At 66.6% G+C, this 19176-nt stretch carries 15 protein-coding genes; 7 read left to right on the forward strand and 8 right to left on the reverse strand.

Annotation, left to right across the window (positions count from 1 at the left end; all coding sequences use genetic code 11):
- Positions 1-24 precede the first annotated feature (24 nt).
- Positions 25-1275, forward strand: coding sequence for a glycosyltransferase (locus tag AB7V09_RS00110; protein ID WP_075414652.1), 1251 nt, complete (start codon positions 25-27; stop codon positions 1273-1275).
- Between the two features lie 671 nt (positions 1276-1946).
- Positions 1947-2546, forward strand: a complete 600-nt coding sequence (locus AB7V09_RS00115) for a hypothetical protein (protein ID WP_143225325.1) — start codon at positions 1947-1949, stop codon at positions 2544-2546.
- Positions 2547-2790: 244 nt separating this feature from the next.
- On the opposite strand, the gene AB7V09_RS00120 is transcribed toward AB7V09_RS00115, so the two are convergent.
- The 3 genes from AB7V09_RS00120 to AB7V09_RS00130 all read right to left on the reverse strand — a co-directional run bounded on the left by AB7V09_RS00120 (position 2791) and on the right by AB7V09_RS00130 (position 5154).
- On the reverse strand, positions 2791-3255 hold the full coding sequence (locus AB7V09_RS00120) for a MarR family winged helix-turn-helix transcriptional regulator (RefSeq protein WP_075414653.1): 465 nt from the start codon (positions 3253-3255) through the stop codon (positions 2791-2793).
- A gap of 35 nt (positions 3256-3290) precedes the next feature.
- The gene (locus AB7V09_RS00125) at positions 3291-4286 is read right to left on the reverse strand and encodes an NADP-dependent oxidoreductase (protein WP_075414654.1); all 996 of its coding nucleotides are present in this window, start codon (positions 4284-4286) and stop codon (positions 3291-3293) included.
- Positions 4287-4518: 232 nt separating this feature from the next.
- Positions 4519-5154 carry a DJ-1/PfpI family protein gene (locus tag AB7V09_RS00130; protein WP_419142570.1) on the reverse strand — a complete coding sequence of 212 codons (636 nt, stop codon included), beginning with the start codon at positions 5152-5154 and terminating at the stop codon, positions 4519-4521.
- A gap of 113 nt (positions 5155-5267) precedes the next feature.
- Between AB7V09_RS00130 and AB7V09_RS00135 the strand changes: the two genes are divergently transcribed.
- A complete protein-coding gene (locus AB7V09_RS00135; RefSeq protein WP_419142571.1) occupies positions 5268-8180 on the forward strand; it encodes a UvrD-helicase domain-containing protein in 2913 nt (970 codons plus the stop codon).
- Between the two features lie 115 nt (positions 8181-8295).
- Positions 8296-9291: a lysostaphin resistance A-like protein gene (locus AB7V09_RS00140; RefSeq protein ID WP_419142572.1), complete on the forward strand. Its 996-nt coding sequence runs from the start codon at positions 8296-8298 to the stop codon at positions 9289-9291.
- Between the two features lie 147 nt (positions 9292-9438).
- Here AB7V09_RS00140 and AB7V09_RS00145 read toward each other — a convergent pair whose 3' ends face one another.
- The 3 genes from AB7V09_RS00145 to AB7V09_RS00155 form a co-directional block, all read right to left on the reverse strand.
- Entirely contained in the window at positions 9439-10158 is a 720-nt protein-coding gene (locus tag AB7V09_RS00145) for a nitroreductase (RefSeq protein ID WP_075414658.1), read from the reverse strand.
- Positions 10155-10820, reverse strand: a complete 666-nt coding sequence (locus AB7V09_RS00150; RefSeq protein ID WP_419142573.1) for a sugar O-acetyltransferase — start codon at positions 10818-10820, stop codon at positions 10155-10157. The genes AB7V09_RS00145 and AB7V09_RS00150 overlap by 4 nt, the downstream gene beginning before the upstream one ends.
- A gap of 79 nt (positions 10821-10899) precedes the next feature.
- Entirely contained in the window at positions 10900-13434 is a 2535-nt protein-coding gene (locus AB7V09_RS00155; protein WP_419142574.1) for a TIM-barrel domain-containing protein, read from the reverse strand.
- A gap of 225 nt (positions 13435-13659) precedes the next feature.
- Here AB7V09_RS00155 and AB7V09_RS00160 point away from each other — a divergent pair, with 225 nt between their 5' ends.
- From AB7V09_RS00160 to AB7V09_RS00170, 3 genes are all read left to right on the forward strand, one after another.
- The gene (locus AB7V09_RS00160) at positions 13660-15528 is read left to right on the forward strand and encodes an alpha-glucosidase (protein WP_075414661.1); all 1869 of its coding nucleotides are present in this window, start codon (positions 13660-13662) and stop codon (positions 15526-15528) included.
- A 112-nt stretch (positions 15529-15640) separates the two neighbouring features.
- The gene (locus AB7V09_RS00165) at positions 15641-16288 is read left to right on the forward strand and encodes a nitroreductase (protein WP_075414662.1); all 648 of its coding nucleotides are present in this window, start codon (positions 15641-15643) and stop codon (positions 16286-16288) included.
- A 228-nt stretch (positions 16289-16516) separates the two neighbouring features.
- Positions 16517-16786 (forward strand): ribbon-helix-helix domain-containing protein, encoded by a 270-nt coding sequence (locus AB7V09_RS00170; RefSeq protein ID WP_075414664.1) that lies wholly within the window; start codon positions 16517-16519, stop codon positions 16784-16786.
- Here the strand turns inward: AB7V09_RS00170 and AB7V09_RS00175 are convergent.
- On the reverse strand, positions 16783-17646 hold the full coding sequence (locus AB7V09_RS00175) for a type II CAAX prenyl endopeptidase Rce1 family protein (protein ID WP_419142575.1): 864 nt from the start codon (positions 17644-17646) through the stop codon (positions 16783-16785). The genes AB7V09_RS00170 and AB7V09_RS00175 overlap by 4 nt on opposite strands.
- A gap of 100 nt (positions 17647-17746) precedes the next feature.
- A complete protein-coding gene (locus AB7V09_RS00180) occupies positions 17747-19048 on the reverse strand; it encodes a chloride channel protein (protein WP_419142576.1) in 1302 nt (433 codons plus the stop codon).
- Positions 19049-19176: the final 128 nt, after the last annotated feature.

Here is a 19176-nt window from a genome sequence, read left to right on the forward strand (position 1 = left end):
ATAGTTGCGAAGGATGGTCTCCGCATGAAGTATCTTTCTGTTGCAGTTATTATCGATGATAAGTTCCCGTCGGGAAGCGGCGTAAGTCGATCTGTTCAAACTCAAATCGAGGAACTCACTCGCTTGGGGCATATGGTCACATTAATTGCGCCGGTCTCGGATAGTATAATTCCAAAAAGTACTCAAGTAATTACGGTTCCTTCGTTTCGCCTCCCTGGAATGCCTAAGCACACACGAATACTGCGCGTTTCTCGTCGTACATTGCGTGAAATTGGAGGGAAGTATCGTTTTGACGTGGTTCATAGTCAAACCGACACTGGAGCGTTACTGTTGGCGTCGAAACTAGCGCAAATGCAGCGTATCCCACATGTCCATACATTTCATACCAACATAGCCGGAGCGCATACCGTGCCAATTTCGACTTTCTTCGCAAGTCTTGGCTATCGTATGTTGGCAACCAATATCGCTCGTATTCACATGCGCCATCTACCGAGATTCCCTACCGATGCTCCTCGACTCGCCTTGAATAAAAGGATTTGTCGGTTTGATTGGCGTACTCAAGCAATCATTGCTTACGCAGTCGACGCATCGACTACACCTTCACGGTACATGTCGAACTATATACGAGCCGCATCAAATGGATTGCTTTCATCTATCGCAGTCGTGCGGACTGGATACAATCGTACTTTTGAGCATCATGTGCGCAAAATTCGACTTGGCGGTAAACAAAGGGATGGCAGACTACGTTTTATCAGCGTAAGTCGACTCGTTAAGGAGAAACGAGTTGATGTTATCATCGAATCCTTTAAAAAGGCTGCCATACAAAATAGTGAACTAGTTATTGTTGGTGACGGTGCAGAACGCGCCAGGTTGATGCAGCGCGCAAAGGGAGAGATGAACATCTCCTTTACCGGACACGTAGGCAGCCTAAAAAGAGTTGCTCAATTGTTGTGTGAAGCTGACGTGTTTGTTCTTGCGTCGTATCGCTTCGATAATCAACCCGTCGTTATCCCCGAGTCACTTGTCGCCGGAGTTCCTATCCTTTATTGTGATGACCGTCTTGATGCTGGGCTAAGTTCGCGTAACAGCCTACTTGTGCGCCCAGATATTAGGAGTCTAACGAAAGGAATGCGACAGATTGTCGAACCGGCGTTGTATCAGCAACTTGTTGAGAATACGAAGGGCGCGTTGGCTGACATGTCTCCTCATGTCACTGGTTCGGATTATGTGAAACTGTATATGCAAGTGCTGAACGATTACGACCGCGGTCGTTAGGTTGCTGGCATGTGTTATGTGCGAGAGCTGAACATTCTAGTACGGTGGGCTGATAATACTGTGTAACTATCGGAGTACGGGATTAGTGTGTATTTAACTGAGCGAGGGAGGCCGGGTACTTTGTGTGGTGGATCCCGTCGAAGGTATAGTGATGAAGGAATTGACGTTACGTTTCCAAGTATTGATCTAAGGGTCACTCCGGTTGCGACGACGATCATATTTCCATGGGAGAGATGGGTAGGTTGCTCGTGCGGTCGTGTGAATCGTTGGATCGGAAGATGATCGTGTCTGAAGTTACTGAGTCGTCTCGTTAACTCATAATCTTGTTAATTTGGTTTGTTTTAAAAGAATAAGGGGGTGTTCAGCGTATAACTGGAGATGGCGGGGAGCGATGCTGCTGGTAGTTGTGCTTGCGTGGCTATTGAAGTTCGAGGGATTTTGAGCACACAAATTACTCTGCGGTTTTGGTTGTGGAAGTCTCGTTTGTCGTGACGTAGGGGTGTCGGTTGAGGAGTACGGACTTCAGACTGAGCATCGGAATTAGTCTATTGAGCAATATCAGGGTTTTAGTGATCTGACCTCCGTGTCATAATTCACGTCTGCACCTACTAGGATTACTTCGAGAGAATGCTATGCATGAGAATGAGAACAACGACCCGTCCTGTCCTTCAATGAATCAGAAGCAGATCGACATTGTGATTGCCAGTTACGCGGCTGAACGAGCAGATTGCGCTGCAATGTTTGGGGCCAGTACTAACATTTTGGGGTTTGCTGTGAGTTCCCTGGGTTTAGCTATTATTTTCTTACCTAATCCCGAAGGAGTGCCTGAGGAATGGTTGTTTTTGATTTCTAGCATTCCTTGGGCATTGCTTGCTCATCACTCGATTATGGCGGGGGCTACTAGTGGACATGCGTTCCAGTGCCGAGAGTATGAGCGCCTTATCGCTAAAGTTGCACCTGATCCAATTGTATACAAGGAATATGAGAATAATGATGAGGTTATATTTGGTTCCAGTATAGGCGAACGCTACATTACTCCGAGAGTTGCTCGTTTTCCGAGGTGGTTCGCATGGCATTTTAGTATGTTGTTACTGTGTGGATTACCTGCACTGTATTCAAGTTCGATTATTCTTCATCTTTTTCGTTGCGATATATTTTGGGGTGTGCTCACGTCCATTGTGGCGCTTGTTGGGCTAATTGTCGTGGCTGTTAATCATAGAGATAATGTCGTTTGTCCAGAAATTCATGAGACTCGAAGAAGAAGTGTATAATTTTGGCTGAATTTCAAACTCATTGACCGTAAGGAGTGGGGTATGAGTTGTAATTTAGTGCATTATTATATTTGCTATGCGCAAGGTTTGTATTTTGTTTAAATTGTTGGTGTTTGCTGGTATTGGTGCGGGGCAGTAGGTGGTTGTTCGGGCTGAGTGACGCTCGCTCGCATCTGGTGAGTTGAGGTGTTGCAGTTTGAGCGGGTGTGGAATCGCCGTTCGTGGATTGGGTGCACGATCTGGGTCAGGAGTTACGACCGCCTGCGGAGGATAGCTGATCCGCCGACTCGTGGATCACTGTCGTGGCGTCCTCCAGGAACGCAATGAGCTGATTGACCCGGCTCTCGGGCCAGCCGTCCACCAGTGCCGTCAGTTTCCGGTTGGCGGGCAGGAATATCTCGGCGAGACGATCAGCGCTCGTGGCGTGGATGGTGAAGGAGCGCAGGTCCGTCTCGCTGGGGCGACGCTCAACCCAGCCATCGCGGACGAGTCGCCGCAGCACGCTCGTCATCGTTGTCGTCCCCATCCGGGTGCGGCGGGCGAGGGCAGTGGGGGTCTGCGGGCCGTCGCGGTGCAGGGCGTCGAGTACCGCCAGGTCGCTGTCATTGAGTCCAGTTTTCGCAGCGACAGCGCGGTTGCTGGCGGCGAGCTCGCTGTTCATGGCACGCAACGCCCGGATGAGACGCTGATCGTGAATCCCTCCGCTCAAGCGGCCCTCCTGATCGGGGTGAACATGGATGAGTGTCAGGATAGATCGATGACGAGCTTGCCACGGACGTGACCCTTTGCCAGCTCGGTGTAGGCGGCGCGAATCTGCTCCACTGTGAAGGAATAGGTGTGGGCGACCTCAACCTTGATGGCGTCATCCGCCACCAGCTCTGCCACCTCCTCGAGGTCGCCGCGTCCACTGCTGTGCCGTGAGCCGGTGAACTGCGCGCCCCTGAGGATTGCTGCGGGCGAGGGAACCAGGGTGCCGATGGAACGGCCCGTCAGTCCGAGATCGCGGCCAAGCCGTACGTAGGTACCGCCGTAGCAGTCCAGGAGCTTGGTGACGGGGGAGGGAGCCGCGTCGCGAACCCGGCTGGTCAGATTCTCACCGTAGGTGACTGGAATGGCACCCAAGGAGCGGAGGTAGTCCATATTGCGGGCGCCGGCGATTCCGATGACGGTGGCGCCTCGGCTCGCGGCCAGCTGAGAGGCGAGCGAACCCACACCGCCCGCGGCGGCACTGATGACAATGACATCGCCCTCGTGCAGGTTCAGGTGTCTGAATGCGCCGCACGCGGTCTGTGCAGCCACACCCAGGCAGGCCGCCTGTGTGAAGGACAGTGGAGCTGGCTTCTTGATGACGTCGTCGGCGGGTGCCACCAGCTCGGTGGTGAGTGCCCCGCGGGTGTCGGCCTGACCGGGCGCACTTCGCAAGGTACCCAGTACGGCATCGCCCACGGCGAGGTCGGTGACGTTCGCACCGACGGCATCAATGACGCCTGCGAAGTCGCGGGCCACGCCCCCGGGGAAGCGAGCGGATGCGCCCTCCAGCCAGCGTCGAGGATGAAGGATGCGCTGAACCCGTTCAAGCCTTCGCAGATCGCCTCGGAAGGTCTTGAAGTCGAGGGGGTTGAGCCCGACGGCGCGCACCGCGATGCGTACCTCTCCGTCGCCGGGTACCTGCGGCGGGCGCTCGGCCTCCTCCAGGACCTCTGGCCCGCCGAATGTGCGGTACTCGATTGCTCGACTCATGGAAGCCTCCTCGGACTCACGCGACAGCGAGATGCTGCGCTCACATCCAACTACTACGTAGAACGTATAGTACGAGGTTCGTATTAGGTGGGCAAGGAAGTGTCCTTGGGCGGGCTCTGTGGTCCCTTCGGGGAGAGGTTGCTCAGTCGAGCGGCCGCGGCTTGCCGCTGATGCCAGGGGTGTGTCGTAGCGACTCGTTGTCCTGTGGCGGCAGGCGCTGACCCGTGTCCTTTTAGCTGTTCTGCCAGGCGGCGGTCGCCTCCATGAGTGCCATGTAGTCGTCCTCCCGGGCGCTCAGGAAGACCTGCTCCCAGGTGTCGGCCATAGCGTTGGGCACGAGCCCGGTGATCCGCATGATCTCCGCGGTGAAGGGGATCGCGTGAATGCCTGAGGCCGTGGTGACGCCTCGGTTGGTCACCACTGGGGCCTCCACATAGTGCGCACCGCCTCGGTATCCACTGGCCTCCAGGTACTGAGCGGCATTTGAGGTGTGGCGGCGCTCGTCCAGGAAACCACCGCGGGCCAGCAGGAGCGTGGCGCCGCAGATGGCCGCCACCGGAATCTCCTCATTCGCGAGACGGCCGACTGCCTTGATGAGCCGGTCGTGCCCAGCCGCGTAGTGGTCTCCTCCAGGGATGACCAGGGCTGCGAGCGAGCCGTCGTCGGCCAGGGCCTGCAGGGTGTCGAGGTCGGCCTCAGGCGTCAGTGGCAGGTTGCCGAGCGTGCGCACCGGATTCAGCCCGTCGCCCACGAGCAGGAGCCGAAAGCGACCGGGCTTGAGCTGCTCCGCGCCCGCGATCTGAGTGGTGAGGTAGGCGTACTCCCAGTCCGCCATGGTCTCGGTCGTGTACAGGGCGATGGTGCGCATCTGGGTTCCTCTCGCAGCGGCTTTCGCAACCTGTTCACAACGTACTGTGAAGGCGGGCGGTGCGGCGGGGAAAGCGGGACATGTCGGTGGCCTGGCCTAGGCTTGGCCTCACGATGAACGTGATGAACTCCCTCTTCGGTGCCCTGCCCATGCCCGGCTCCGGCGGTGCGGCCACGCCGCCGCCCGAGGCCGCGCTGCCCGCCCTCGTCCCCGCCGCAGGCTCCTTCGACGACGACTCCTGGGCCGAGGCCGAGGCCCCGGAGGAGGACTGGGGCCCCGAGGACGCCCCACCGCCTGAGGACGAGTCGGCCGCAGCCCCCACCTGGGAGGAGCGTCAGGATGAGGTCTCCGCTCTGGTCGCCCGCGCCCAGGCCAATGCCGCCGCGGCCCGCGCCCGGGCCGACGGCGCCGCGCCCTCGGGCCGGCCCACTGGCCCGGCCTGGGGCGTTACAGTCTCAGACCCGGCCGAGCTCATCCGTGGCCTCAACCCGGCCCAGGAGGCCGCCGTCACCCACGCCGGCGCCCCCCTGCTCATCATCGCCGGTGCGGGCTCGGGCAAGACCCGGGTCCTGACCCACCGCATCGCCCACCTCATCGCCACCGGCCGCGCCCGCCCCGGCGAGATCCTGGCCATCACCTTCACCAACAAGGCCGCCGCCGAGATGCGTGAACGCGTCACCGCCCTGGTGGGCCCCGCCGGCGAGCGCATGTGGGTCTCCACCTTCCATTCCGCCTGCGTGCGCATCCTGCGCCGCGAGCATGAGGCCGCCGGCCTGCGCTCCACCTTCTCCATCTACGATGCCGCCGACTCCACCCGCCTCATCACCCTCATCGTGCGTGAGCTGGGCATCGACCCCAAGCGCTTCACCCCCAAGACCTTCGCCCACCGCATCTCCGACCTCAAGAACGAGCTCATCACCCCGGCCCAGTTCGCCGAGCGGGCCGTTACCTCCAACCCCCTTGAGCGTCACCTCGCCGAGGTCTACCGCGCCTACGCCCAGCGCCTGAGCGCCGCCAACGCCCTGGACTTCGACGACATCATCATGCGCACCGTCTCCCTGCTCCAGACCCGCCCGGCCGTGGCCGAGATGTACCGGCGCCGCTTCCGCCACATCCTGGTCGACGAGTACCAGGACACCAACCACGCCCAGTACGTCCTCGTGCGCGAGCTCGTCGGCGGGCCCGGCACCTCTGGGGCCGGCTCAGCCCTGCCTCCGGGCGAGCTCACCGTCGTCGGCGACTCCGACCAGTCCATCTACGCCTTCCGCGGCGCCACCATCCGCAACATCGAGGAGTTCGAGGAGGACTACCCCTCGGCCCGCACCATCCTGCTGGAGCAGAACTACCGCTCCACCCAGAACATCCTCTCGGCCGCCAACGCCGTCATCTCCCGCAACAGCGGCCGGCGGGAGAAGAACCTGTGGACCGCCGCCGGCGACGGCGCCCCCATCACCGGTTACGTCGCCGACTCCGAGCACGACGAGGCCCGCTGGATCAGCCAGGAGGTCGACCGCCTGGCCGACGAGCACGGCGTGCGCCCCCGCGACGTCGCCGTCTTCTACCGCACCAACGCCCAGTCCCGCGCCCTCGAAGAGGCCTTCATGCGCGCCGGCCAGCCCTATAAGGTCATCGGCGGCACCCGCTTCTACGACCGCCGCGAGATCAAGGACGCCATCGCCTACCTGCGCGCCGTCGACAACCCCGACGACGACGTCAACCTGCGCCGCATTCTCAACGTCCCCAAACGAGGCCTGGGTGACAAGGCCGAGGGTGCCTTGGCCGAGCACGCCGCCCGCTACTCCGTCTCCTTCGGGCAAGCCGTCGCCGACGCCGCCGGAGCCTCCCGTGAGGCCCAGACGGACGGAACCGAGAACACCGACGGACAGGCACCCTCCACCACCGGGACTGACGAGCCGCCCGAGGTCGAGGGCCTGACCACCCGGGCCCGCAACCAGGTGCGCGGCTTCCACGAGCTGCTCACCACCCTGCGCCACATGGTCACCGCCGGCGACGGCGTCGCCGACGTCCTCGACTCCGCCCTGGACGCCTCGGGCTACCTCGCCGAGCTGCGCGCCAGCGACGACCCCCAGGACGCCACCCGCGTGGAGAACCTCGCCGAGCTCCACTCCGTGGCCAGTGACTTCCAGGCCGCCAACCCCGACGGCACCCTGGCCGACTTCCTCGAACGCGTCTCGCTCGTGGCCGACTCCGACCAGCTCCCGCCCAGCGCCGACCTGGAGGACGAGGAGGCCCGGCAGGCCGAGGAGCAGGGTCAGATCACCCTCATGACCGTCCACACCGCCAAAGGCCTGGAGTTCCCGGTCGTCTTCGTCACCGGCATGGAGGACGGCACCTTCCCTCACAGCCGCTCCCTGGCCGAGGAGACCGAGCTCGCCGAGGAACGGCGCCTGGCCTACGTGGCCCTCACCCGCGCCCGCGAGCGCCTCTACCTCACCCGCGCCGCCGTGCGCTCGGCCTGGGGAGCCGCCAACGCCATGCCCGCCTCCCGCTTCCTCGACGACGTACCGGACGAGACCATCGACTGGAAGCGTCTGGCCTCCTCCATGGAGGCGCTGCGCGGCGGCGGCACCGGCTGGGGCAGCAGCTGGGGCGAGGGCGGTTTCGGCTCGGGCGGGCGGCGCTCAGGCTCCTCCCGGCAGAGCTCCTACTCCGACGACGATGACTTCGCCCCGCCCGTGGGCGCAGGAACCAAGCGCTCGGGCAAGCTGGGGCGCGTGGAGACCGCCCAGGACCGGGCCGCCAAGCGCGCCTCCGCCCGCCTCGAGGCCCGCGGCAAGCAGAGCGACTCCTCACCGGCCGGTGCCGCCTCCTCGGAGGACCTGCCCGCAGCCGTCGCCGGGCTGAGGACCGGCGACCAGGTCCGCCACGACTCCTACGGGGTGGGCACCGTCGTCGGCCTGGAGGGCAAGGGACGATCCCTGACCGCCCGCGTCGAGTTCGTCATTGACGGCGCCCCCACCACCAAGCGCCTCATCCTGCGCTACGCCCCCGTCGCCAAGATCTGACAACACCATCCGCCATCAGCCTCCCGCGGTATCGGAAACCGTGCTGAAGTCAGTGGGCGCCGGTTCCTCCTGGCGGGGGAGGTGTGGCAATCGGCGGGTAGGAAACACTGGGGTCATGAACACCCCGGTCTCCTTCCCGACATCATCCGTGGATCCGCGGGCTCCTCGCCTCCTGGACCGGCTCGTCCCGGTCAGTCCCCAGTGGCGCATTCCTCCGCGGAAGGCGGAGCGCCTCGGCTGGCTCCAGCTCCTTCTGGGGATCCTGGTCGTCCTCGGCGCTCAGATGATCGTCGGGCTGCTGGCGGTGGCGACTGGACTCGTGCGACACGGGGGCGGGGCGGCAGCCCGCCCGGGTGTCGCGTTCATCGTCGCAATCAGTGCCGTGCCCCTGACCGTGCTCGGGTACTGGCTGCTGGTGCGCTTCGTCGGTGGCCGGCCCGTCATCGAGCTGGGCGGGCGTGGGGCGGCACTGCGTGAGCTCCTGGCCGGCCTGGCCATGGGTGCGCTGCTCATGGGTGCCGTCATCGCGGTCCTGGCCCTGCTCGGTTCCTATCACGTGGTGGACGTCGGTTGGAACACGGGGATCCTCGTCGGCCTCCAAGCCGGTATCGTTGCCGGATTCACCGAGGAGATCCTCGTCAGAGGTGTCATGCTCCGCCTCATCGAGGGGTGGCTGGGGACCTGGTGGGCGCTGGCCATCACCGCAGCGTTCTTCGGCGCCGCCCACCTCGGCAACCCTCAAGCCACCGTCTTCGGTGCAGTGGCGATCGCACTGGAGGCGGGCATCCTGCTGGGCGCCTGCTACCTGCTCACCCGTCGCCTGTGGCTGGCGATCGGGCTGCACGCCGCCTGGAACTTCGTCCAGGGCGGCATCTTCGGCTCCGACATCTCCGGCACCGGGTCAGGACGCGGACTCATCGAGGCCCGCTTCACCGGCCCCGACCTGCTGACCGGCGGAGCCATGGGAATCGAGGCCTCCGTCGTCGCGGTCGTGCTGTGCACCGCGGCCGGCGTGGCCATGCTGCTGGCGGTCCGCCGGCGCGGGCTCGTCGTCCCGCCCTGCTGGCGCCGCCCGCCTCAGGCCGCACTGGACGGCACGCAGCCGGCATAGGATCCGTCACGAAACCAGGACGGAGCACTGTGTGTTCGTACCATGGGGCGCGCGGTCGTACCCTCTACCCCTCGAACGCGAGGCTCAAGGTACGACCGCGACGTCGAGCACCTCGGGCGGTGACGGCGTGAGCCGACCGCAACCGGATCAGCTGCGGCTCGGCACCAGGCGCACAGGGCGCCGCTCGGCCCGGAAGTCGTTGACCGGGGCCTCGGAGGCGTAGCCCAGAGCGAAGCCCGTGATGAGGCGGTAGTCCGACGGCGCCTCGAACTCGGCGTCGAAGGGACGGCGCCAGGTGGCCAGGACCCCCAGGGGGCAGGAGTCGACGCCGTGGGCCTTGGCGGACAGGAACAGGGTCTGCAACATGATCCCGGCGTCGAGCGCGGCGAAGGGCATGAGGCCCTCGTGGACCAGGACGAAACCGATGACCGGGGCGCCGAAGGCCTCACAGTTGCGGCGGGCGGCCGCGTCACGGGCCTCGCGGTCCTTGCGGCCGATACCCATGTGCGCGTACAGCCGGCCACCGACCGCCTGGGAGTGGGGCAGCAGGTCCGCGGGGTAGGGCGCCCAGGTCGGGTAGTCGCCGTCGGGCGCCTTGCCGCTCAGGGCCAGGCGGGCCATCGCCCCAGGCTCCTTGTGCTGGAGAGGGAGGGCAGCGTCGAACTCCTCGATGTAGGCCGCGCGCAGACGGTCCGCCTGCTCACCGGTGGCCAGCGCCACCATGAAGGGTCGGGTGTTGGACCAGCTCGGTGCCTGGCGGGCATCCTCCAGGATCTCCTCGATGACCTCAGGTGGTACGGGATCGGTCCGGAAGTCCCGCACGGAGTGCCGGGAAGCGGCCAGGTCGGAAAAGGTCTCGGGGGTCATTGCGGCGTCTCCTGAGGCGGGTGCTGATGGCGGGGGCCGAAGGTGGAGTCGTCCAGCTGGCGCAGGACCCGGGCCGGGTTGCCCACCGCCAGGCTGCTGGCGGGAATGTCCTTGGTGACTACCGAGCCCGCGCCGATGACGCAGTTGTCCCCGATGGTCACGCCGGGACAGACGATGACCCCGCCGCCCAGCCACACGTTGTCCCCGATCGTGATGGGGTCGGCCGCCTCCAGGGAGCAGGCGCGCGGCGTCGGCTCCAGGGGGTGGACCGGCGTGAGCAGCTGGACGTTCGGGCCGATCTGGCAGTGCGCGCCGATACTGATCCGGGCGACGTCGAGGGCCACGAGCCCGTAGTTGACGAAGGTCCCCTCACCCACGGCGATGTTGTCCCCAAAGTCCACGCGCACCGGCGGCAGCAGGTGTGCCTTGTCGCCCAGCCCCGGGATCGCTGAGCGCAGCAGGTCCCAGCAGTCCTCCTCGCCCTCGGCGAAGGCCCGCTCGAAGCGGTGGAGCATTGTGCGGGCGTGGGCGGCGATCCTGGCGTTGTCCGGGTCGTCGGCGACGTACCAGTCACCGGCGAGCATGCGCTCGCGGTTGGTGCGCTCGTCGCCCACGAAGTAGGGCTCGGCCTCCGGGAAGCGCGGGGTGGGGGTCTCACTCATACCCAGCAGCCTAGCGGCGGCCCGATGCGCCCGTCGGCCGGTTCGAGCCGACCCGCCGGAGTCGGCGCTCGGAGCCTGATCAGGAGTGGGGGAGCACCTCGGCCACGGCCGCCCGCAGCGTCTCCGGCAGGCCCAGGGCCTCGAGCTCACCCAGCAGGGCGGTTCCGCTCAGGCCCCGCTGCACCGCGTCCCAAGCCAGGTCCTTAGCCATGTACTCCACACGGGCGGCGTCCAGGATCGCGTGGACCTCATCGCGCCAGTCGGCTGGGGAGTGCTTCGTGCCGCGGAGGACCAGCTGGACGCCGTCGATGAGCTCCTGGCGGCTCAGTTCCTCCAGGTGCACCAGCGTCCCGGCCCCCAGGGTGAAGCCGTCCCCACGGACCTCCTCGGTGGCCAGCCGTCGTGCCCGCTCACCCACACCCAGCCAGGCGCCGGCGACCTGGCCGGCCAGGAGCCGCACCGTCACCAGCCGCGAGGCCGGCACGACGTCGGCCGCCCCCTCCAGGCGGATGCGCAGCACCACGTCGGCGCCGTCCTCCTCCTCGGCCTCCGGCCAGGTCAGCGCCATGTGGGTGCGGGCGATCTGGTCCTGCCCGGGCTGGGCCGAGCCGTCGTCCTCCTCCAAGGTGAAGCTCCCCGAGCCCCCGGGCACGACGACGATCTCCAGCTCGCGCGGATTGTCCCCGGCCGCCTCCGTCAGGTTCCCGGCCAGAGGGATCACGGAGCCGGCCCGGGCCAGTACCCCGATCCTGTCCAACGGGCGCGACAGGCTCAGCATGCGCCCGCGCCCACCGGTGGTGGCCTCATAGCGGCGCCCCGTGGGCAGGTCGTACCAGACGCCGTCGGGCAGCCAGGTCAGCTCCCGCCCCAGGCCGGTGGCCACATCGAGCGGGGAGGTGAAGGGCACCACCAGCAGGTCCCCGAAGCAGAAGCTGCCCCGGTGCTCGTAGGCGGCCAGCTCGCGCGGGTGGTCGTGGTAGACCGGACGCACCGGAGCGATGCCTTCACCCGCCGAGCGGCGCGCCCACGTGTACAGGTAGGGCACCAGCCGGTGACGCAGCCGCAGGTGCGCCTCCATCGTGGCGCGCGCGTCACGCGAGTAGCGCCACGGCTCCTTGGAGGTGAAGCCCGAATTCGACGAGTGCAGGCGGTTGATGGGGGAGAAGCAGCCCAGCTGGAACCAGCGCGCCGCCATCGTGTCGTCGCTGCCGCCCAGCATGTGCCCGCCGATGTCATTGGACCACCAGAAGTAGCCGATGTTGGCGGCCGTGGCCGTGAAACGCGGCTGGAAGCGCAGGGAGTCCCAGCTGATGATCGTGTCCCCGGAGAAGCCCACCGGGGTACGGTGGCTCGAGGCGTCGGCGAAGCGAGAGAAGGTCACCGGTCGGCGCCGCTCCACGCCACCGTCGGCCGCCGGGCGCTCGCGGCCCGAGTCGAGGTAGTGGACGTGGTTGAGCATCCACAGCGGGTCCAGGCCGGGAACCGTCGTGGAGCCGCCCTGCTGCCAGTCCAGCCACCAGAAGTCCACGCCCTCGTCCTCCAGGGGATGGTGGAGGCGCGAGAGGTAGGAGCCCACGAAGTCCCGGTCGGCGATGTTGAAGGGCACGTCCTCCCCGGTGCTCGCATCCAGGCCCAGGTCGGCGCAGACCTCCTCATAGGCCTCCTCGTGGCGGCGCACCCCCTGGGCCGGGTGCACGTTGAGCGTGGTGAGCATGCCCCGCTCGTGCAGGCCGGCCAGGAAGGCCGCCGGGTCCGGGAACAGCTCCCGGTTCCAGGTGTAGCCGGTCCATCCCGTGCCGATCGCCGGGTCGATGTCGGTGACGTGCCAGTCCATGTCGATGACGGCCACGGAGAAGGGCAGCTCCTCGGCGGCGAAGCGGTCCATGAGCGCCAGGTACTCCTGGCCGCTGTAGGGGTGGTAGCGGCTCCACCAGTTGCCCAGCAGCGCCCGCGGGATGAGTGGGCTCGGCCCGGTGAGGTGGAAGAAGTCGCGCAGCGCCTCCTGGTAGTCCTGGCCGTAGCCAAAGACGTAGAGGTCCTGCGCCCCGTCGGCCAGGCGGTTGCCGGGCTCACGGGGCTGAACCCACTCGTCCTGGGTGAGCAGCAGCGAGGCCGAGTCATCCAGGGCGGTGATGCCGTTGAGACTCAGCAGGCCCGGACCGAGGGCGACGGCGCCGTCGGCCTCATCAAGGGTGCGGGTGGTACCGCCCAGGTTCGTCGGGAAGGTCTCGGCCGGGTCCCACACGTCGCCGTGGTGCCAGGTGCCGCCGTGGGCGTGCAGCGCCGTCGAACGCAGCCTGACGCTGAGCCCGGCGGGGGAGAATCCCAGGGAGGGCACATGGGTCAGGTGCAGGTGCTCGGTGATGATCTCCACGCGGTCCTGACCGTGCACCACCCGGAACGACGGCGTCTCACCCAGGTCGCGGTTGACGACCAGCTGGGTGGCGGCGTCAGTGAAGACGCCCGTGGGGGAGTGCTCCATGCGGATGAGCCGAGAGGTGAGCACCGTGAACCGGTAGCCGGACTCCTCCGACGAGGTCCCGGCGATGACCGCCTCAGGGCGGGCTGCGGCCGGGCGCGGAGTGTCAGGGGCATCGCGGAGAGGAGAAACCAACAGTCGGCCTTTCACAGCAGGAGTCGTCGCGGGGGCGGTGGGAGAGGCGGCGCCCCGAGTGAGGCGCGAGAACTCATCTTAATCGGCCCTCCTTTCGGGCGGGTTCTGACACAATCGGTACCGGCCCGCAAGATCCCGTCAGCCCTGGCGGCGGAGCAGGGGAAGGCCCTCACGCACCCGGCCCGCTTTCCTCGCATCCCCTGTCCGGTAGGAAGGAAGTCGCCCGTGACCTCTCCCGCGCCCCTCGTTGTCTCTGCCCACCACGTCGGCGACGATCCGGACTGGTGGCGCCGCGCCGTCGTCTACCAGGTCTACCCCCGCTCCTTCGCCGACTCCGACGGCGACGGGATCGGTGACATCCCCGGCCTGACCAGCCGCCTGGACCACCTCGACGAGCTGGGTGTCGACGTCGTGTGGCTCAGCCCAGTCTACCACTCCCCTCAGGACGACAACGGCTACGACATCTCCGACTACCAGGACATCGACCCCCTCTTCGGATCCCTGGCCGACCTCGACGCCCTCATCGAGGGACTGCACTGCCGCGGCATGCGCCTGGTCATGGACCTCGTCGTCAACCACACCAGCGACGAGCACCCCTGGTTCACCGCCAGCCGCTCCTCCAAGGACGACCCCAAGCGCGACTGGTACATCTGGCGACCCGCCCGGCAGGTCGACGGGCTCGCCCCCGGGCAGCCGGGCACCGAGCCCACCAATTGGGGATCGGCCTTCTCCGGGTCGGCCTGGGCCTGGGACGAAGGCACCCAGGAGTTCTACCTGCACCTCTTCTCACCCAAGCAGCCCGACCTCAACTGGGAGAACCCGCAGGTGCGCCGCGCCATCCACGAGATGATGACCTGGTGGCTGGACCGCGGCGTCGACGGCTTCCGCATGGACGTCATCAACCTCATCTCCAAGACCTACCCGCTCACTGACGCGCCCCAGGGCGAGGGCGACCTCTACGGCAACGCCTTCGCCGCCGTCGCCAACGGCCCCCGTATTCACGAGTTCCTCCGCGAGATGAACCAGCAGGTCCTCGCACCGCGGCCCGGCCACGTCCTGACCGTCGGGGAGATGCCCGGGGCCACGAGCGCCGAGGCCGCCCTCTACACCGACCCCGCGCGAGGCGAGCTCGACATGGTCTTCCAGTTCGAGCACGTCAGCCTCACCGACGGGCCCGGAGGCAAGTTCGACCCGCAGCCCCTCGAGCTCGTCACCCTCAAGCAGAACCTGGCCCACTGGCAGGCCGCCCTCGCTCCCGACACGACCCCCACCGGTGCCGTGAGCGCGGAGAAGGGCTGGAACTCCGCCTACTGGGACAACCACGACCAGCCCCGCGCCGTCTCCCGCTTCGGCGACGACGACCCCGCTTGGCGTGTCCGCTCGGCCAAGACCCTCGCCACGATCCTCCACACCCACCGCGGCACCCCCTACATCTACCAGGGCGAAGAACTGGGCATGGCCAACACGGTCTTCCGTGGCATCGAGGACTACCGGGACCTGGAGTCCGTCAACCACTTCCACGAGCGCGTGCGCGCCGGCGATGACCCGGCCGCCGTCCTGGCCGGCATCGCCCCCGTCTCCCGGGACAACGCCCGCACCCCCGTCCACTGGGACAGCAGCGAGAAGGCCGGGTTCACCACCGGCGAGCCCTGGATCGCCCTGGCCCCCGACCACGGCACCGTCAACGCCGCCGCCCAGGTGGGAGTACCTGGCAGCGTCTTCGAGCACTACCGCCAGCTCATCGCCCTGCGGCACGACGACGACGCCCTCGCCCTGGGCACCTTCCGGCTCCTGGCCGCCGACCACCCCACCGCCTGGGTCATCCTGCGCCAGTGGCGCGCCCCCGAGACGCAGGGCGGCGGTATCGAGCAGCTGCTGCTCATCGCCCAGTGCGCCCGCGAGGACCTGCCCCTGACCGGTCAGGGCGGCCTGCTGGCGGCGCTCGCGGCCGAGGGCCTGGAGCCAGAGGAGTGGAGCGGTGCCGAGCAGGTGCTGCGCGCCGCCGATCCGGACGTTCAGCCCGGCTCGGCCCACTCGGGCCTGCCGGAGGCACTACCGGGATGGGACTCGGTCCTGCTGCGCCGTCGGGCCTGAGGAGGTCGGGCGCGCTCTGCGCCTACCCGACGGCCCCAACTGGAATAGTGCTGGCCGGCCGGTCGTTGGCCTCGGTGGACACACCCGCGGATTTCGGAAGCAGGGGATCACCATGGAGTTCAGCCAGGTCGTCGCCAATCGTCACTCGGTACGAGACTTCACCGACCAGCCCGTCTCCCAGGAGGATCTGGTCGACATTGTCCGCACCGCCCAGCAGGCGCCGTCGTGGGTGAACTCCCAGCCCTGGCGGGTCTATGCGGCCACAGGGGCCACGCTGGCCAGGATCAAGAAGCGCCATGCTGCGGACGTCGCTGCCGGCAGGAAGGGAAACGCCGACCTCCCGGTGAAGCCTCGTACGGAGTGGTCTGCGACCACCCAGGAGAACATGGCCGCGCTCGGCGAGCAGATCGGTGCACAGCTGGGCGAGGGCGTCCAGGAGTTCCAGGCATCGCAAGGACGGCTGTTCAACGCCCAGGCAGCCCTGTACGTGACGATCCCGGTCGAGTCCACCCCGTGGTCCTTCCACGATCTCGGGGCCTTCTCCGCCATGCTCGTCCTGGCGGCCGCCGACAAGGGCCTTGGCGCTATCAACGCCTACGCCCTGGTCATGTACCCGGACGAGGTGCGCGAGGCCATGGGGATCGGAGCCGATGAGATCGTCGCGATCGGGATCGCGCTGGGCCATCCCGCAGACTCGGCGCTGGCGGCCTTCGCCCCCAGCCGCGTCGATGTCAACGAGATCCTCACGATCAAGGACTGAGCGCAGAGGGCTGCTTGCCAAGGGTGAGTCCGCCTGGAAGCATGCGATCCGCTCTGCGCCTCGGGTGGACGACTCTCGCACATGGGTGTCAGTGGGAGTGGACGTCAAGGGGCGGTTGCTGGAGATGGTTGCTGTTCATAATGGGCGTGGAGACTGGCTTGTTTATCATGCTATGACGCCGCCCTCGAAAAAGACTCTCAAGGAACTATCCATCGACAGGAGGAGATCATGAACCGCGATCAGATGAACGCCGCCTTCGGGGTGACTGATGAGCAACTTGATTCCTTGGCTGCCGACTATGAGGCAGGTGACTGGAAGGGGAGGCTTGGTCCTGTAGTGCAGGGTCGTCCTCGTCTGTACGAGGAAGAGATGAGGACTATTTCGTTCCGCATACCTGCCTCACGTTTACAGGCCATCGATGCGCACGCTGAGCGTCACGGCAAGAGCCGGTCGGAGTTTCTTCGCCAAGCCATTGATGATGCCCTTCTCGCTGGTTAGAAGACTGGTGGTGGCACTCTTCTACGTCGGCCCAGGAGGAGGATGAGGGAAGCGGCCACGGCTGCGCCGGTGAGCAGGATCGCCGTGTTGAGCCACGAGAGCTCGAAGTCGGGCAGGTTCTCGCTCTCGAGCTGGCCGATGAACAGTCCCAGCGCGTTTCCGCTGACGTGCAGGCCCAGGGCGAAGAACACCGACCGCAGCCGCACCACCGACCAGCCGGCGAGCAGCCCGAAGAGCACCTTGTGAAGGATCTGCCAGGCATAGCCCTTGAGGCTGGTGTCGGAGGTCAGCCAGGTCGGCAGGTGCAGGGCGGTGAAGGACGCCGTCGTCATCAGCACAGCGGCTGTTGCCCCGAAGCGCTCGTGTATCGGTGAGAACAGGGTGCGCCTGAGCGTGATCTCCTCGGGGATCGCGTTGTAGACGACGCCGACTGTCAGGGCGAAGGCCAGTGCGTGAAGCACCATGGAGGCGGTGATCTCCGGCTTCCACAGCGGGCCGGTACCCGTCGGCCCCATCCAGGTGTGCAGGCCGCCGAAGGCGACTCCGCCCAGCGCGCCAGCGGCGAACAGGACGGTTCTGCTGCGGATGCCGCCGCCGGTCAGCAGGTCGCGCCAGCCTCGGCCGGACAGTCCGAACCACAGGGCGAGCCCGCCGACGTGAAGGAGGACGAGCATGAGGATCCACGGCCCCCGCAGGAGCGCCAGGGCCGTGCCCAGCGCCGGCGCGCTGGCCAGCAGGGTGACTGCGGTGAGGGCGGTGCCCTCAGAGGCTGCGGGCCGTCCGGTCTCGAGGGCGTAGGCGTCGGCCGCGCTGGGCTGTAGCGCGTGACGAGGTGGTGCGGCGTCGTGGAGACTATCCATAGTGATTCCGATGGAGACGTGGCTGCCGGTTGCGATCCGCCCAGGAGTATATGTTCGTGCGGTTGAATCAATGACCCTGACACGTCGCAGGCGGGTCCGGCTACCGACTCCGTGAGGTCCGCAGCCGTGAGACCACGGTGCGCTGCCAGGTGGGGGAGGCCAGCAGCGTGACCGCCACGACGACGGCGAGCAGAGCCACCAGCGTCCAGGCCCCGGCGCGGGCCAGCTCCCAGGTGAAGACGATCCCGAAGACGGGGGCCCTCTGAGTGGTGGCGAGGACGGCACCCGCCCCCGCCAGTGCCAGGACCGGCACGTTGGCCTGCACCCCGCAGGCGTGGAGCGCGATCGCCAGGGCGGCTCCGGCGCTCGATCCCGTGGCCAGGGAGGGGGCCAGCCGGCCGCCGGTGGCGCCGGCGGCGAGCGTGAGACCGGTGAGGACCGGCTTGAGGGCCACGATGCCCACCAGCAGGACTAGGCCCGCTCCCACAGGGCTGTTCGAGGCCCCGGGAAGGCCAGTACCCAGAGCCATCTCCATGGCGTCGCGCCCATTGCCGACGATCGCCGGGACCCACAGGCTCACCAGCCCGGTGACCAGTCCTGCCGTACCGATCGCCGCCGGCAGCCACCGGGGGACGCGCACCCGGTGCGCCAGCATCCACGACCACAGTCGCCTCGCCCCCACGCCGAGTACCGCGGCCACGGGCACGAGCAGCACCAGCCCGAGGACGGTCCCCGACGACAGCCCCGATGAGACGACCTCGAAGGTGGGGCGCCCGTGGGAGTGCAGCCAGGAGACGAGCGTGGCGATGAGGCACACCGGCACCGCCACGAGGGCACCGCGCCGTCGCATCCCGGCGACCATGACGAGCTCGACGGCGTAGGCGGCCCCACCCAGCGGCGCGTTGTACATAGCCGCCAGCCCCGCCCCGGCGGCGGAGGCAATGAGGATCGCGCCCTCGCTCCCGCCGATCCCCAGGCGGTCGGCAAGCCTGGCCGCCACCGCCCCGGCGGCCAGACGCGGAGCGCCCTCGCGGCCCACCGAATTGCCCGCCCCAACCGTGAGGACCTGGGTGACGGCGTCGAGGAAGGGCCGCGCCAGCCCCATCCGGGCAGCCGCCTGACCACTGCGGTCCGCGACCACAGACTCCACGTCCGCCATCCCGCCGGTGGCGCGCAGCCACCACCACAGGCCACCGGCGACAAGGCCGCCCAGGGCCGGGGCGAGCGTGCGCCGCCAGGGCGGGGCGGTGGCCAGGCGTTCCAGGAGCCCGCCGTGGGTGACTCCGTAGAACAGTGACTCGAAGAGCTCCAGGAGCAGCGCCATCGCGATCCCGATGAGGCCCGCGGCCACGCCCGCCGCGGCGGCAGCCAGAAGGAACCGGGGTCGTATCAGCGCGCGCACGCCAGGCACCATACCCGGCCCGGCAGTTGAGGTGCGGTCAAGTACGTGGATCGTCGCGGACACACCCTCACCCTCGACGTGGATGCCTCGGGCACAGTCCGTGAGCCCCATGGTGCCTCCTCGAGACC

It is taken from the genome of Actinomyces sp. SKVG-SVH-4(1) (genome assembly GCF_048514265.1).
Classification (GTDB): domain Bacteria; phylum Actinomycetota; class Actinomycetes; order Actinomycetales; family Actinomycetaceae; genus Actinomyces; species Actinomyces oris.

Excerpts from the sequence above, each read along its gene's own strand:
- AB7V09_RS00110 (WP_075414652.1), top strand. The coding sequence starts at position 25 with ATGAAGTATCTTTCTGTTGCAGTTATTATCGATGATAAGTTCCCGTCG.
- AB7V09_RS00170 (WP_075414664.1), top strand. The coding sequence starts at position 16,517 with ATGAACCGCGATCAGATGAACGCCGCCTTCGGGGTGACTGATGAGCAA.
- AB7V09_RS00140 (WP_419142572.1), top strand. The coding sequence starts at position 8,296 with ATGAACACCCCGGTCTCCTTCCCGACATCATCCGTGGATCCGCGGGCT.
- AB7V09_RS00135 (WP_419142571.1), top strand. The coding sequence starts at position 5,268 with ATGAACGTGATGAACTCCCTCTTCGGTGCCCTGCCCATGCCCGGCTCC.
- AB7V09_RS00115 (WP_143225325.1), top strand. The coding sequence starts at position 1,947 with ATGAATCAGAAGCAGATCGACATTGTGATTGCCAGTTACGCGGCTGAA.
- AB7V09_RS00165 (WP_075414662.1), top strand. The coding sequence starts at position 15,641 with ATGGAGTTCAGCCAGGTCGTCGCCAATCGTCACTCGGTACGAGACTTC.
- AB7V09_RS00150 (WP_419142573.1), bottom strand. The coding sequence starts at position 10,820 with ATGAGTGAGACCCCCACCCCGCGCTTCCCGGAGGCCGAGCCCTACTTC.
- AB7V09_RS00145 (WP_075414658.1), bottom strand. The coding sequence starts at position 10,158 with ATGACCCCCGAGACCTTTTCCGACCTGGCCGCTTCCCGGCACTCCGTG.
- AB7V09_RS00175 (WP_419142575.1), bottom strand. The coding sequence starts at position 17,646 with ATGGATAGTCTCCACGACGCCGCACCACCTCGTCACGCGCTACAGCCC.
- AB7V09_RS00130 (WP_419142570.1), bottom strand. The coding sequence starts at position 5,154 with ATGCGCACCATCGCCCTGTACACGACCGAGACCATGGCGGACTGGGAG.
- AB7V09_RS00125 (WP_075414654.1), bottom strand. The coding sequence starts at position 4,286 with ATGAGTCGAGCAATCGAGTACCGCACATTCGGCGGGCCAGAGGTCCTG.